This is a genomic window from Cellulomonas sp. zg-ZUI22 (assembly GCF_017353535.1).
GTDB lineage: Bacteria > Actinomycetota > Actinomycetes > Actinomycetales > Cellulomonadaceae > Cellulomonas > Cellulomonas wangleii.
Map to the genome: position 1 here is coordinate 41,955 of NZ_JAFMUZ010000008.1, position 14,746 is coordinate 56,700.

Annotated in this window: 13 protein-coding genes and 1 tRNA gene; 7 read left to right on the top strand and 7 right to left on the bottom strand. The window is 75.1% G+C overall.

Annotated features, from left to right (window positions below):
- Positions 1–69: 69 nt before the first annotated feature.
- Genes thrB through J1G43_RS16280 form a run of 3 tightly spaced genes read right to left on the bottom strand, consistent with a single transcriptional unit; the run spans position 70 to position 3,484 of the window.
- Positions 70–1,035: a homoserine kinase gene (gene thrB / locus J1G43_RS16270; RefSeq protein WP_207371281.1), complete on the bottom strand. Its 966-nt coding sequence runs from the start codon at positions 1,033–1,035 to the stop codon at positions 70–72.
- A gap of 5 nt (positions 1,036–1,040) precedes the next feature.
- Positions 1,041–2,132, bottom strand: coding sequence for a threonine synthase (thrC, locus tag J1G43_RS16275; RefSeq protein WP_207341664.1), 1,092 nt, complete (start codon positions 2,130–2,132; stop codon positions 1,041–1,043).
- A 35-nt stretch (positions 2,133–2,167) separates the two neighbouring features.
- Entirely contained in the window at positions 2,168–3,484 is a 1,317-nt protein-coding gene (locus tag J1G43_RS16280) for a homoserine dehydrogenase (protein WP_207341663.1), read from the bottom strand.
- Between the two features lie 246 nt (positions 3,485–3,730).
- Here J1G43_RS16280 and J1G43_RS16285 point away from each other — a divergent pair, with 246 nt between their 5' ends.
- Positions 3,731–4,384, top strand: a complete 654-nt coding sequence (locus J1G43_RS16285; RefSeq protein ID WP_207341662.1) for a heme oxygenase (biliverdin-producing) — start codon at positions 3,731–3,733, stop codon at positions 4,382–4,384.
- 43 nt (positions 4,385–4,427) lie between these two features.
- Here the strand turns inward: J1G43_RS16285 and lysA are convergent, their stop codons facing one another.
- From lysA to J1G43_RS16305, 4 genes are all read right to left on the bottom strand, one after another.
- Complete coding sequence (lysA, locus tag J1G43_RS16290; protein WP_207341661.1) at positions 4,428–5,810, bottom strand: diaminopimelate decarboxylase; 1,383 nt, start codon at positions 5,808–5,810, stop codon at positions 4,428–4,430.
- Positions 5,807–7,489: an arginine--tRNA ligase gene (gene argS / locus J1G43_RS16295; RefSeq protein ID WP_207341660.1), complete on the bottom strand. Its 1,683-nt coding sequence runs from the start codon at positions 7,487–7,489 to the stop codon at positions 5,807–5,809. The genes lysA and argS overlap by 4 nt, the downstream gene beginning before the upstream one ends.
- A gap of 61 nt (positions 7,490–7,550) precedes the next feature.
- A complete protein-coding gene (locus J1G43_RS16300; RefSeq protein WP_207378842.1) occupies positions 7,551–9,080 on the bottom strand; it encodes an ABC transporter permease in 1,530 nt (509 codons plus the stop codon).
- Positions 9,077–10,021 (bottom strand): ABC transporter ATP-binding protein, encoded by a 945-nt coding sequence (locus tag J1G43_RS16305; protein ID WP_307859635.1) that lies wholly within the window; start codon positions 10,019–10,021, stop codon positions 9,077–9,079. Before J1G43_RS16305 ends, J1G43_RS16300 begins: the two co-directional genes overlap by 4 nt.
- Positions 10,022–10,406: 385 nt before the next feature.
- Here J1G43_RS16305 and J1G43_RS16310 point away from each other — a divergent pair, with 385 nt between their 5' ends.
- From J1G43_RS16310 to J1G43_RS16335, 6 genes are all read left to right on the top strand, one after another.
- Positions 10,407–11,060: a FadR/GntR family transcriptional regulator gene (locus tag J1G43_RS16310; protein ID WP_207378844.1), complete on the top strand. Its 654-nt coding sequence runs from the start codon at positions 10,407–10,409 to the stop codon at positions 11,058–11,060.
- A 98-nt stretch (positions 11,061–11,158) separates the two neighbouring features.
- Positions 11,159–11,234 (top strand) — tRNA-Arg (locus tag J1G43_RS16315).
- Positions 11,235–11,388: 154 nt separating this feature from the next.
- Positions 11,389–12,084 carry a hypothetical protein gene (locus J1G43_RS16320; protein ID WP_207341656.1) on the top strand — a complete coding sequence of 232 codons (696 nt, stop codon included), beginning with the start codon at positions 11,389–11,391 and terminating at the stop codon, positions 12,082–12,084.
- Positions 12,085–12,198: 114 nt separating this feature from the next.
- Positions 12,199–12,717: a hypothetical protein gene (locus J1G43_RS16325; RefSeq protein WP_207341655.1), complete on the top strand. Its 519-nt coding sequence runs from the start codon at positions 12,199–12,201 to the stop codon at positions 12,715–12,717.
- A gap of 85 nt (positions 12,718–12,802) precedes the next feature.
- Positions 12,803–13,960, top strand: coding sequence for an AI-2E family transporter (locus J1G43_RS16330; protein ID WP_207371276.1), 1,158 nt, complete (start codon positions 12,803–12,805; stop codon positions 13,958–13,960).
- Positions 13,961–14,009: 49 nt separating this feature from the next.
- Positions 14,010–14,744: a YqjF family protein gene (locus tag J1G43_RS16335; protein ID WP_207378845.1), complete on the top strand. Its 735-nt coding sequence runs from the start codon at positions 14,010–14,012 to the stop codon at positions 14,742–14,744.
- Positions 14,745–14,746 lie beyond the last annotated feature (2 nt).

A 14,746-nucleotide genomic window follows, 5' to 3' on the forward strand; every position in this document is an offset into this window, starting at 1 on the left:
GCGTAGCACCGGGGACACCGGCCCCGGGGCGGGTCCGGCGCGTTCACCCGGGCGCGCGCCCGCCGCCGCTCAGTCCAGCAGCGTCACGACGGACGCGCCCTGCGTGTCGACCGGCAGCGGCAGCACGCGCCACCCCGCCATGACGCCCCCGAACGCCGCCGACACGGCGGCGTCGGCGTCGGTCGCGCCGTCCCCCTCCCCGCCGGCGACGCGCCGCGCGAGCGCCAGCACCGTCGGGCCGGCGCCGGAGACGACCGCGGCGACGCCCTGGGCGCGCAGCGCGTCGACGAGCGCGAGGGACGCCGGCATCACCTGCCGCCGGTACTCCTGGTGCAGCCGGTCGCCCGTCGCGGGCAGCAGCAGGTCGGGTCGTCGGCCGAGCGCCTCGACCAGCAGCGCCGAGCGACCGGCCTGCCAGGCCGCGTCCACGTGCGGCACCTGCGCCGGCAGCACGCCCCGCGCCGCGCGGGTCGAGAGGTGCCCGGGCGGGACGATCGCCACGGGGGCGACGTCGGGGTGCACGGAGAGGCGCGCCGCGTGCACCCGCGGGACCGACGCCTGACCGGCGTCGTCCGTCCACGCGACCGTGAGCCCACCCAGCAGCGCGGGGGCCGCGTTGTCGGGGTGTCCCTCGAGGCCCGTGGCCAGCGCGAGCGCCACGTCGTCGTCGAGCGCGTCGGGGTCCCCGACGAGCCCGCGGGCGGCCAGCACGCCGGCCACGACGGCCGCGGCCGACGAGCCGAGCCCGCGGCCGTGCGGCACCCGGTTGTGGCACACCAGGTGCAGCCCGGTCTGCGGGGCACCGACGTGGTCGAGCGCAGCGCGCAGGGCCCGGACCACCAGGTGCGTCTCGTCGTCGGGGAGGGTCCCGGCTCCCTCGCCCTGCACCTCGACACGCACGCCCGGGGTACCGAGCGCGCGCACCTCGAGCTCGTCGTGCAGGCCCAGGGCGAGCCCGAGGGCGTCGAAGCCCGGACCGAGGTTGGCGGAGGTGGCAGGGACCCGGACCCGCACGTGCGCCGCGCGCAGCCGCACGGCGCTCAGTCCAGGCCGAGGGCGTCAGCGATGGACACGACGTCCGCCGACACGCGCACGGGCTGCACCTCGTCACCGTCCGCGGTGCGCAGCGCCCACTGCGGGTCCTTCAGACCGTGGCCGGTCACCGTGACGACGACGCGCGCACCGGCCGGGACCAGACCACGCTCGGCGCGCGCCAGCAGCCCGGCGACGCCCGCGGCGGACGCGGGCTCGACGAACACCCCGACCTCGGCCGACAGCACGCGGTGCGCGGCGAGGATCTGCTCGTCGGTGACGGACTCGATGACGCCGCCCGACACGTCACGGGCCTCCTCGGCCTGCTGCCACGACGCGGGGTTGCCGATGCGGATCGCGGTGGCGATCGTCTCGGGGGTGTCGACGGGGTGACCCAGCACGATCGGGGCGGCGCCCGCGGCCTGGAAGCCCCACATCGCGGGGGTGCGACCGGCGACGGCCGGGAGGGCCTCGCCCGCGTCGAGGCCCGCGTACTCGCGGTAGCCCCTCCAGTACGCCGTGATGTTGCCGGCGTTGCCGACGGGCAGGCAGTGGATGTCGGGGGCGTCGCCCAGCGCGTCGACGATCTCGAACGCCGCGGTCTTCTGCCCCTCGATGCGGTCGGGGTTGACCGAGTTGACGAGCTCGACCGGGTACGCCTCGGCGAGCTTGCGGGCGGCGACCAGGCAGGCGTCGAAGTTGCCGTCGACCTGCAGCAGCCGCGCGCCGTGCGCGATCGCCTGGCTGAGCTTGCCCATCGCGATCTTGCCGTCCGGCACGAGGACCGCGCAGACCATGCCCGCGCGGGTCGCGTACGCCGCGGCGGACGCCGAGGTGTTGCCCGTGGACGCGCACACGACCGCCTGCGCGCCCCGCGCCGCCGCGGCGGAGATCGCCGTGGTCATGCCCCGGTCCTTGAAGGAGCCGGTCGGGTTCATGCCCTCGACCTTGACGTGCACGTCGGCGCCCGTGAGCCGCGACAACGCGGGTGCGGGCACGAGCGGCGTGCCGCCCTCCCCCAGCGTGACGATGCGCTGCTGGACGTGCGCGGGCAGGCGGTCGGCGTACTCGGCGATGACGCCGCGCCACTGGTGGGCCATGGGATGCGATTCCTCGGGTGGGTGGGGTGGGGTGTTCAGAGCACCGGCAGCACGGACACGACGGCGCGCACGACGTCGAGCGCGGCGACGGCGTCGACCGTCGAGCGCAGCGCGCGCTCCGGTGCGGTGTGGGTGGTGATGACGAGCGTGGCCGACACGTCGCCGTCCGTGTCCTGCAGCGTCTGGCGCACCGACTCGATGGAGACGTCCTGCGCCGCGAGCTCGGCCGCGACCCGGGCGAGCACGCCCGGGAGGTCGTCGACCTCGAGGCGCACCTGGTACCGCGACCGGGCCTCGCCGCCGTCGAGCACGGGGAGGTCGGCGTGCGAGGACTCGACAGGTCCCTTGCCGCCGAGGACCCGGTGCCGCGCCACCGAGACGAGGTCGCCCAGGACCGCCGACGCGGTCGGGCTGCCGCCCGCTCCGCGGCCGTAGAACATGAGCTCGCCCGCGGCCTCGGCCTCGACGAAGACGGCGTTGAACGCCTGCCGCACGGCCGCGAGCTGGTGCTCGGCGGGCACGAGGGTGGGCCGGACGCGGACGAGCACACCCTCGCGCCCGTCGGCCGCGCGTGCCCGCTCGGCGACCGCGAGCAGCTTCAGGACGTGGCCGGTGCGACCCGCCCAGGTCACGTCGTCGGCGGTGAGCCCCGTGATCCCCGTGCGGTCGACGTCGGCGAGCGCCACACGGGTGTGGAACGCGAGCGACGCGAGGATCGCGGCCTTGGCGGCGGCGTCGTACCCCTCGACGTCGGCCGTCGGGTCCGCCTCGGCGTACCCGAGGGCCTGCGCGTCCGCGACCGCCTCGTCCAGGCCCTGCCCGGTGGTGGTCATGGAGTCGAGGACGTAGTTGGTGGTGCCGTTGACGATGCCGAGCACGCGCTGCACGGTGTCGCCCGCGAGCGACTCGCGCACGGGGCGCACGATCGGGATGGCGCCGGCGACCGCGGCCTCGTAGTACAGGTCCACGCCCGCGTCGTCCACGGCGTCGTAGAGCGCAGGCCCCTCCTGCGCGAGCAGCGCCTTGTTGGCGGTGACGACCGACGCCCCGTGCTCGACGGCACGCAGCACGAGGGTGCGGGCCGGCTCGATCCCGCCCATCAGCTCGATGACGACGTCGGCCTTCTCGACGAGCGACTCGGCGTCCGTCGTCAGGAGCGCGCGGTCGACCACGGGGTCGCGCTCGGCGTCCAGCGAGCGCACCGCGACCCCGACGAGCTCGAGCGGCGCCCCGACGCGGGCGGCGAGCTCGTCGGCCTCCGTCACCAGCCGGCGGACCACCTCCGTCCCGACGACGCCGCAGCCGAGGACGGCGACGCGCAGGGGCGGGTGGGTGCCGGGGGTGAGGGCCACGCAGGTGCCTTCCGAGCGGGGCGGCCGACGGCCGCCGGAGGTCGTGGGGGTCGTGCGTCGGACCGGCCCGCGAGGGCCGGTCGGGGCCCAGGATAGGGCGCGCACGCCCGGCGCCGTCCCGCGGGTCCGCGCTCCGGGCGCCGCGCGGCTGGACGGCGGTCTTGTGAGGTCGTCCTCACCGCCGGTAGCGTCCGTCCTGACAGAGTGTCAGCAAGTCCTGGCACGCCCTCGCGCACCAGGAGCACCATGGCCACCACCCCGGAGACCGTCGACACCCTGTCGACGGCGCTGCGCACCGGCACCCGGCAGGACCACGAGGACGCCGAGCGGTCCGCGTTCGTCGAGCACCTGATGGGCGGCACGCTCCCGCTGGCCGGGTACGTCGACCTGGCCGCCCAGCAGCACGCCGTGTACCGCGCCCTGGAGGCCGCCGGCGACCGCCTGGTCGCGGCCGGCACCCACGGCGACCTCGTCTTCCCCGAGCTCGTCCGGGTGCCCGCCATCGAGGCGGACCTCGCGCACCTGCTCGGCGACGGCTGGCGCACGCAGGTGCGGGTGCTGCCCGCCACCGCCGACTACGTCGCGCGCCTCGAGGCCGTCGGCGACGACCTGCCGCGCTACGCCGCGCACGCGTACACGCGCTACCTGGGCGACCTGTCCGGCGGCCAGATCCTCAAGCGCATGATCGAGCGCCACCACGGGCTGAGCGGTGCGGGGGTGTCGTTCTACGACTTCCCGCAGATCCACAGGCTCAAGCCCTTCAAGGACGTGTACCGCGACCGGCTCGACGCCCTGCCCCTGACGCCCACGCAGCGCGAGGAGGTCGTCGCCGAGGCCCGCATCGCCTTCCGGCTCAACCGGGCGGTGTTCGCCGACCTCGCGGCCGTGCACCTCGGCTGAGCGGGGTGGCACCGGCAGGCGGGGTCAGCCCGTGCCGGTCGGCTCAGGACGCCGCGACGTCGAGCGCCAGCAGGTCCGCCACGGTCTCGCGGCGCACGAGCACGCGCGAGGCCCCCGCGGTCACCGCGACCACCGGCGGGCGGGTCAGCAGGTTGTAGTTCGACGCCATCGACCGGCCGTACGCCCCCGTGGCGGCGACCGCGAGCAGGTCTCCCGCCCGCACGTCGCCGGGCAGCTGCACCTCGTGGACGACGACGTCACCGCTCTCGCAGTGCTTGCCGACCACGCGTGCGAGCACGGGTGCGGCGTCCGACAGCCGCGACACGATCTCCGCGTGGTACTGCGCGCCGTACAGCGCGGGGCGGATGTTGTCGCTCATGCCCCCGTCCACGGAGACGTACGTGCGCACGCGTCCGTCGTCCAGACGCACGGGCTTGACCGTGCCCACGGTGTAGAGCGTCAGCCCCGCGGGGCCGACGACCGCGCGGCCCGGCTCGATCGACAGCCGCGGCAGCGGGGTGCCCAGCTCGCGCGCCGCGTCGGCGACCGCCTGGGCGACCTCCTTCGCGATGCGGTCCGGGTCGAGCGGGACGTCGCCCGGCAGGTAGGCGATGCCGTAGCCGCCGCCCAGGTCGACCTCGTCGACCAGGACGCCGGTGCGGGCGTGCAGCGCCGCCCGCAGCGCGAGCACGCGCTGCGCGGCCACGGCGAAGCCCGACGGGTCGAGGATCTGCGAGCCGATGTGCGAGTGGATGCCCAGCAGGCGCAGGGCGGGGTGCTCCAGGACGCGCAGGAGCGCCGTCAGGGCGGGGCTGTCGCCGCCATCCGGTCCCGCGGCCAGCGACAGCCCGAACTTCTGGTCCTCGTGCGCCGTGGAGATGAACTCGTGACCACCGGCGTGCACACCGGTGGTCACGCGGACCATGACCGGCGCGGGGGCGCCGTCCGGGCCGCGGTGCGCGCGCACCAGTGCGGCGAGGCGGTCCACCTCGACGAGCGAGTCGACGATGATGCGCCCGACCCCCGCGTCGAGCGCGGTGCGCAGCTCGTCGTCGGACTTGTTGTTGCCGTGCAGACCGATGTCCGCGCCGGGGACGCCGGCCGCCAGCGCGACGGCGAGCTCCCCGCCGCTGGCCGTGTCGACGCGCAGGCCCTCCTCGTGCACCCACCGCGCGACCGCGCGCGTCAGCAGCGCCTTGCCGGCGTAGTAGACGTCGACGCCCGTGCCGACCTGCGCGCACGCGGCCTCGAACGCCGTGCGGTACGCCCGGGCACGGGCTCGCAGGTCCGCCTCGTCGACGACGTACGCGGGGGTGCCGTGCGTCGCCGCCAGGTCCCGCACGTCGACGTCCGCGACCCGCACGGCACCGTCGGCGCCGCGCACGACGCCGGAGGACCACGGCGGGCCGAGCGGCCCGGCGGTCACATCCGCTCCGGCGCGCCCACCCCGAGCAGGCCGAGGGCGTTGGCGAGCACCTGGCGGGTCGCGTCGTTGAGCCACAGGCGCGTGCGGTGCGCGTCGGTGACCTCCTCGTCGCCCCACGGCACGACGCGGCGCTTCTGGTCGTACCACTTGTGGTACGCCCCGGCGACGTCCTCGGCGTACCGCGCGACGCGGTGCGGCTCGCGCAGGTCCGCGGCCTGGGCCACGATCCGCGGGAAGTCGGCCAGCAGACCCAGGAGCTTGGCCTCCGACTCGTGGTCGAGCAGCGAGCCGTCGAACCCGTCCTCGCGGCGCACCCCCGCCTCGGCGGCGTTGCGGGCCACCGCGGCGGTGCGCGCGTGCGCGTACTGCACGTAGTAGACGGGGTTCTCGTTGGTGGCCTTGGCGAGCAGGTCGAGGTCGAGGTCGATCTGCTGGTCCGACGACGAGCGCGACAGCGCGTAGCGCGCGGCGTCCACCCCGACGGCCTCGACGAGGTCGTCGATCGTGATGATCGTGCCCGCGCGCTTCGACATCCGCACCGGCTCCCCGTCCTTGACGAGGTTCACGAGCTGGCCGATGAGGATCTCGAGGTTCACGTGCGGGGTGTCACCGAACGCCGCGCACACGGCCATCATGCGACCCACGTACCCGTGGTGGTCCGAGCCCAGCATGATGACGACGCGGTCGAAGCCCCGCTCACGCTTGTCGAGGTAGTAGGCGATGTCACCGGCGATGTAGGCGGCCTCGCCGTCGGACTTGATGACGACGCGGTCCTTGTCGTCGCCGAGGTCCGTGGTGCGCAGCCACAGCGCGCCGTCCTTCTCGAACATGTGGCCGCCCGCCCGCAGACGCTCGACCGCGCGGTCCACGGCACCGGACTCGTGCAGCGAGTCCTCGTGGAAGTACACGTCGAAGTCGACGCCGAAGTCGTGCAGGGACTGCTTGATCTCCCCGAACATCAGCTCGACGCCGCGCGCGCGGAACGCCTCGCGCGCCTCGTCGTCCGGGAGCGTGCGCGGGTCCGGCTCACCGGCCGCGAGCGCGTCGGCGATCACCTGGTCCGCGATCTCGGCGATGTACTGGCCGCCGTAGCCGTCCTCGGGGGCCTCCTCGCCGCGGGCGCGGGCCAGGAGGGACCGCGCGAAGCGGTCGATCTGCGCGCCGTGGTCGTTGAAGTAGTACTCGCGCGTGACGTCGGCGCCGGACGCGGTCAGCACGCGAGCGAGCGCGTCGCCGACCGCCGCCCAGCGCACGCCGCCGATGTGCAGCGGACCCGTGGGGTTGGCCGAGACGAACTCGAGGTTGACCTTGAGGCCTGCGAACGTCTCGTTGGTCCCGTAGTCGGCACCCTGCTCGACGATGCCGCGCGCGAGCTCGCCGGCGGCCGCGGCGTCGAGCCGGATGTTGAGGAACCCGGGGCCGGCGATCTCCACCGCCGCGATGCCCGGCACGTCGGCGAGGCGCCGCGCGAGCTCCTCGGCGAACGCGCGGGGGTTGACGCCCGCCTTCTTCGCCAGCTGCAGCGCGACGTTCGTCGACCAGTCGCCGTGCTCGCGCTGGCGGGGTCGCTCGATGTGCACGCGAGCCGGGATCGCGGCCGGGTCGAGGGTGAACGTGCCGTCGTCGACGGCGTGCACGAGAGCGCCGCGCAGTGCGTCGGCGAGCTGGTCGGGAGTCACGGTTCCAGGGTAGGGGACGGGCCGCCCACCTCCGTGCGCGCCCGTCGGCGGCGGGGCCGACTCAGCCGGCGACGAGGTCACGCCGGCGCAGCAGGACGAGCGACACGGCGAACAGGGCGACGGCGACGGCCGCCATACCCGCCGCAGCGCCGCGGTCCCAGGTCTCGAGCGGCACCTTGCCCATCCACTCCAGTGGCGAGAGGTGGCGCGCGGTGTCGCTCAGCCGGAGCAGGTCCGCGCGGAGCGCGACGACCGCGGCCCAGACCACGACGACCCACCCGAGCGGAGCGAGCCTCGGGCTGATCGCCCCGAGGAGGACCGTCAGGGCCCCCACGAGCAGCACGGGCGCCGCGAACGACATCGCGTCACGAAGACCGTCGGCCACCCTCGCGTCGTCCTCGAGAGCGATCGCGAGCCCCAGCCCGCTGAGCAGTCCTGCCCACGCCAGCATCAGCAGCGACCACCCCGCGGCGACCAGGCCCGCCGACCCCAGCCAGCGCTCGCGGCTCAGCGGCGCGGCGAGGACGCGCCCCGTGCGACCGGCCCGCTCCTCCTGCGCGGTCACGAGCGCGCACCGGACGGCCACGGCGGCCGCGAGGAGCGCGTTGACCTGGACGAGGAGGACGAGGCGAGCCTCGAGTCCCTCGCTGGCCATGTCCCGGGCGAACAAGCCGAAGACGAACGCGACCACGCCACCACCGACGAGGAACGCGAGCGACGGTGCGCGGGTCAGCCGCGCGACGAGGGCGGTCGGTCCGCGGAGCACCGGCGAGGCCTCCGCCCGCCCCGGCCGGGGCTGCATCACGCCGCCGCCGAGGTCACGGTGCGCCGTGACCCACAACGCGGCAGCGGACAGCACGACAGCGACGACGGCGAACGCGACGGCGGGCCACACGGGCGGGGAGGAGGCGAACGGGCGCACCTCCGCCAGCCAGGACATCGGGGTGGACCACGTCGCGTCGAGCCGCTCGACGTCGACGAAGCCGCGCACCAGGTAGCAGAGCAGGACGATGCCGAACGCGAGCTGGTGCGCGTCGCGTGACGTGCGCGCGAGCTGACCGGCGAGCAGCCCGAGCGACGACGCCCACACCATGAGCAGGGTGAGTGCCGCCGCGTACCGCGCGGACCCTGCCCCGGGGTACTCGGCCCCGAGCAGGGTGAGGTACCCGAGGACGCCGACGAGGACGGCGCTCGCGGTCGAGGCGAGCATCCCGGCCACGACGGGGGCGAAGCGGCCGACGGGACCGGCGAGGACGATGTCGAGGTGGCCGCGGTCCTCGAGCGAGCGGGTGAGGTGCACGGCGATGTGCGCGCCGACCAGCGGGAACAGCGTCAGGGTGATGATGCCCATCTCCTGGGCGAGGATCCCCCCGACCGTCGTCAGGTCGTAGCCGCGCCCCTGGAACACGCTGGTGGCGACCGAGCCGGTCACCGCCTGGGCGTAGAGCTCGCGGTGAGCCGCGTCCGGGTAGAGGTCGAGGATCGACGCGGCGGCCGACCACAGCAGCACCGTCATCACCACGGGCCAGCCGAGCACGCTCACCCACGTCGTGCGCAGGAGCAGCCGCAGGCAGCCCACGACACCGGTCATGCGTGGAGCCCCGCTGTCCCGGCACCCGCGGAGTGGTAGGCCGTCAGGAACAGCTCGTTGAGGTTGGGTGGCTCCACCGTGATGCGCAGGAGCCCTGCCGCCATGACGACCTCCATGGCGGCAGGCAGGTCCTCCGGACCGACCCGCAGCCTCGTCCGGACGCCGTCGGCGTGCTGCTCGGCGTGCAGGTCCGTCACGGAGGGCACCGCGTCGAGGGGCCCGAGCGGCCGGGCGGTGAGGGCGAGCACGGTCGTGCGGGTGCTGCCTCGCAGGCTGTCGAGAGTGCCGCTGGTCACCGCACGTCCCGCCCGGATGATCGTCACGCGGTCGCAGAGCGCCTCGACCTCGCTCAGGATGTGGCTCGAGAGCAGGACGGTGCGACCCTCCGCCTTCACCTCCTGCACGCAGGACTGGAAGACCTCCTCCATCAGCGGGTCGAGACCGGAGGTGGGCTCGTCGAGCAGGAGGAGGTCGGCCTCCTTCGAGAGCGCGGCGACGAGCGCCACCTTCTGCCGGTTGCCCTTGGAGTACGTGCGGGTGCGCTTCGTCGGGTCGAGGTCGAACCTCTCGACCAGCTCGCGACGCCTGCGGGCGCTGCCACCGCCCTGGAGGCGCACGAGGATGTCGATGCACTCGCCGCCCGACAGCCCGTTCCACAGCGCGACGTCGCCGGGGACGTAGGCCAGCCGGCGGTGCACCTCGACGGCGTCGGACCAGCAGTCGCGGCCGAAGATCCTCGCCCGGCCCCCGTCCAGACGCAGCTGCCCGAGCAGCGCGCGGATCGTCGTGGACTTCCCGGCACCGTTGGGGCCGAGAAATCCGTGGACCTCTCCCTCGGCGACCCAGAGGTCGAAACCGTCGAGCGCGTGAGTTCGTCCGAACGACTTCCGAAGACCTTCCGCCTCGATGGCCGGACTGCCTGTCGATTCGTTTCTTGGCACAGGAACAGCAGCTGGCGTCGGCAACACGGGTCCTATCCCGCAGGACGTCGGAGCCCCCTGCGGATCCGCCGCACCCTGCGCGTCGGGGAACACAGTGGCGGGCCGGCCCCCGCCCCGCAAGGGACCTTCCGCCGCCGCCGACGGCCCGGCTCCGGCCGCCGTGACGTGTCGCGGAGCTCCCCCGACGACCGTCCCGGTGGTGAGAGGTCGTCCTGTCGACGCCTCGTCCTCACCGGCACAGTCGGTCACGGCGCGGCGACGCACGGCGCGCGCAGAGCGCCAGGGCTGGTCGTCCGGTCGTCGGACGTGTTGACTCGGGCAGGGCGCCGGGGCCGCGAAGCGGGCGGCGCACGCCCCGACGCCGACGACGAGGAGACCACCGCCCATGGCGCGACGCACCGGACTGATCGACACCGCCGTGGAGGCGCTGCGGTCACGCATCGGCTCGGGCGAGTGGCCCGTGGGGACGCGCATCCCGCCCGAGCCCTCGCTGGTCGAGCTGCTCGGCGTCGGGCGCAACACCGTGCGCGAGGCCGTGCAGTCGCTCGTGCACGCCGGGCTCCTCGAGCGACGCCAGGGGTCGGGCACGTACGTGCTGTCGTCCTCCGAGTTCGCCGTGACCATGGGCCGGCAGATCGCCGACGCCCGGCAGCGCGACGTCGTGTCCGTGCGGCGGGCCCTGGAGATGGAGGCCGCGCGGCTGGCCGCGCGCCGCCGCACCGCCGACGACGCGTCCGAACTGCTCGCCAAGCGCGACGCCCGCGCCGCGGCCTACGAGGGCGGGGACCTCGACGAGATGGTCGCCTCCGACCTCGCGCTGCACCGCGCGATCGTGCGGACGGCGGGCAACCCCGTGCTGCGCTCGCTGTACGACAACCTCATCGAGGCCATCGGCGACAACATCCGCTTCAACTTCGTCACCGACGTGCACGCCGCGGACGCGCACGACTCGCTGATCGAGGCGATCGTGGCCGGCGATCCGGAGCGCGCGGCCGCCGAGACCAGCGGCTACCTGTCCGGCCTGCTCGAGGACGGCTGACCGGCCGCGGCACCGGGGCGCGCCGCGCGGGGGTTGCCGCGTCCGCGAGCGCGTGACCTCACGCCCCCGCGGGTGCTGGTAGTCTCGGGCATCGCCGCGCGCCCGTAGCTCAGCGGATAGAGCGTCTGCCTCCGGAGCAGAAGGTCGAAGGTTCGAATCCTTTCGGGCGCACCACACGAGAGCCCCACCGCCGTTCCCCGGCCGTGGGGCTCTCGCGCGTCCGGGGGCGCACGCCGCTCCCTGCGCCTGCGACCGGACGGGGGACGCGCCCGCACGATGGGGTGACCACGCAGGCCGGGGCACGGGCCGGTGGCTACCGTCGGTGGCCGTGCTCGTCCACCAGCCCGTCCCCCGCACCCGCGTCCGCCTGGGCCGCACGCTCGGGCGACGGACCGGGTGGCAGGCCACCGCCCGCGGCTTCGTCTGCTACCGGGCCCGCGACGCCGCGACCGGGCGCTTCTCCCTGTGGGAGGAGTGGCACCTGCGCGACGGCGACGACGCCGACCACCGCCTGGCCTACACCTACGGCTACCGCCGCCGGACGGTGACGCTCTCCTACCCCGTCGACCTGCCCGAACGGCTCGACCCGGCCACCCTGCGCGCGGGCGAGGACGTCACCGTCACGCTGGACGGCCGACGCCGTCGTCTGCAGGTCGCCCGGGCGGACGTCGCCGAGGTCCTCCACGTCCTGGGCGCGCCCCGCCACCCGCTCACCGTGGGCGACCGGGTCGCGCACGCCGAGCTGCGGGCGCCGGACGTGGTGCTCACCGTGCAGGACGCCGGCGACGGCGTGGTGGACGTCCACCGCGGCGCCGTGCTGGAGCCGCACGCCCAGCGGCAGGTGCTCGGCCGGGACGTCCGGCCGCGGATGAACCGCTTCCTGGTGGCCGGCGGGGCGTTCGCGGGGTTCGTGCTGCTCTACAACGCCCTGCACGCCTGCCTCCCGGATGCCGGCACGGCCGGCGCCGCGGGGGCCGCGAGCGCGGTGGTCGCACCCGTCGGGCCGGCGGGCGCCACCCCCTGACCCCTGCCGGCCCGGACGGGCCCGAGCACTCCCCTGGCCCCCGGGCCCCGCACCCGCAGGGACGCGGGACCAACGGCCGCGGCGCCGCGCCCGTCCGGCGAGGACCGTGGGGTCATGACAGCGATGGTGGTGTTCGAGTCCATGTTCGGCGGCACCCTGGCGATCGCGGAGGCGGTCGCTGCGGGCATCGCGTCGTGCGGCCTGGCGGTCGACGTCGTCGAGGTCGGCCGGGTCGTGGGTGACGGGGAGCGCGCACCGTGGCGCGCGACGGACGTGCTGCTGCTGGCCGTCGGAGGGCCGACGCACCTGCGCGGCATGAGCACCAACGACTCCCGCACGCAGGCCCGCACGCACGGCCCGACCGTCTCCGGCCTGACCGGGCTGGACCGCTGGCTCACCTCGGCGCCGGCCCTGGTGGCCGGTACCCCGGTGGCCGCGTTCGACACGTCCTGGGGCACCGCGGACAGCGGCTCGGCCGCGCACGCGATCGCCGAGCGGCTGCAGGCGCTGTCCGGGAGGCTCGTCGCCCCGCCGGCGTCTTTCGAGGTCACCGGGACCACCACCGGGCCGACGGAGGCGGAGCTCGGACGCGCCTTCGGCTGGGGTGCGTCGCTGGTGTCCGCGCGGGCGTAGCGGGCGGCCTCGACGCGCGGTGAGCCGCCGACCCCCCTAGCGTCTGTGCCGCCGGACGTCGCCGGCCGCCACCTGGAGGACATCGATGGGTCTGTTCGGACGCCGCCCCCCGCCGCAGCAGGTCGAGGACGCGCCCGCGCGACCGGCCGCCGCCCCCACCCGGACCGCGGGTGTGCTGTGGGCCGACGGCCTGGGGCGGGCGGGCACCCGCGCCGTGCAGGTCCTGGCCGTCCTGGCCGTGGTCGCGGTCGCGGTGTTCGCGCTGACCCGCCTCACCCTCGTGGTCATCCCCGTGCTCATCGCGCTCGTGCTGGCGTCCGCGATCTCGCCGGTGGTCGGCACCCTGCGCCGGCGCGGGGTGCCCTCGCTGCTCGCGACGTGGATCGCCCTGCTCGGCCTGCTGGCACTGCTCGGAGGGATCGTCTGGCTCGTCGTCCGGGCGGTCGTGAACCAGTGGGAGGACCTGCGCGACCAGGCCCTCGACGGGTTCGACGAGCTGCAGGCGTACGTGCAGAGCCTGCCGTTCGACATCACCGACGAGCAGATCGCCTCGGTGCGGGAGTCGGCCGTGGGCCTCCTGCAGTCCGACGCCGTCGGGTCGGGCGCGATCGCGGGGGTCTCGCAGACCGCCGACTTCGTCGCCGGGTTCTTCATCATGGTCGTGGTCCTGTTCTTCTTCCTCAAGGACGGGCCGAAGATCTGGGAGTTCCTGCTGCGCCCGTTCGACGGCGAGCGGTACCGGCGCGGCCAGCGGGTCGGCGCCGCGACCGTGCAGGCGCTCGGCGGGTACGTGCGGGGCACGGCGATCGTCGCCGCGGTGGACGCCGTCGGCATCGGCATCGGGCTGGCGGGCGTGGGCGTGCCGCTGGTGATCCCGCTGTCGGTCCTGGTCTTCCTGCTCGCGTTCATCCCGCTCGTGGGCGCGACGGTCGCCGGCATCCTCGCCGCGCTGGTCGCGCTGGTCGCCGTCGGACCGGTGCAGGCGCTGATCGTCGTGGGCATCGTCGTGCTGGTGAACCAGCTGGAGGGCGACTTCCTGCAGCCGGTCGTCATGGGTCGCTCGTTGTCGCTCCACCCGCTGGTCATCCTCTTCGCGCTGACGGCCGGCACGGTGCTGGCCGGCATCACCGGGGCCGTGCTGGCCGTGCCGATCGCCGCGTCCGTGTGGCGGTCGATCCAGGTGTGGGACGGGCCCGACCTGCCGGCCCGGTTCGCGCGGAAGAAGCGTCCCGAGGTCGTCTGAACCCGCGCGGGCGGCGCGGACGGGCGCCCCGCCGGGCTACCGTGCCCGGATGGCGACCGACCCGCTCCCCCGTGCACCGTGGGCCGTCGCGATGCGCTGGTCCCGCCTGCTGTTCTGCCACTGGCCCGTGCCCGTGGCCGCGCTGCGGCCGCACGTCCCGCCGCTGCTCGACATCGACACGTTCGACGGCGACGCCTGGCTCGCGGTCGTGCCGTTCACGATGCCGGTGGTGCGACCCCGCCTCACCCCGCCGCTGGGGTTCGGCCCCGGGGCCTTCCACGAGCTCAACGTGCGGACCTACGTGACGTACCGCGGCGAGCCCGGGGTGTGGTTCTTCAGCCTGGACGCCGCCAGCGCGACCGGCGTCGAGGTCGGGCGCGCGACGATGAGCCTGGCCTACCACCGCGCCCGCATGCGGCTCGAGGAGACGGCCGGGACGGTCCGGTACGCCAGCGACCGCACCGACCCGCGCGCGCCGGCGGCCGCGTTCCGCGCCGTCTACGCACGCACCGGTCCGGCGCGGGCGTCCGAGCCGGGCACGCTCGAGCACTTCCTCACCGAGCGCTACCGGATGTACACCAGCGACCTGGCGCCCCGCGCGCCGCGCCGGCTGTGGGTCGGCGGTGTGGAGCACGCGCCGTGGCGGCTTGCGCCCGCGGAGTGCGACATCACGACGAACACCATGACGCTGCCGCTGGGCGTCGACGTGTCAGGCAGGGCCCCGCTGCTGCACGCGGCCGAGCCCCTCGACGTGCGCGGCACCCTGCGACGACGGCTCGTCTGACG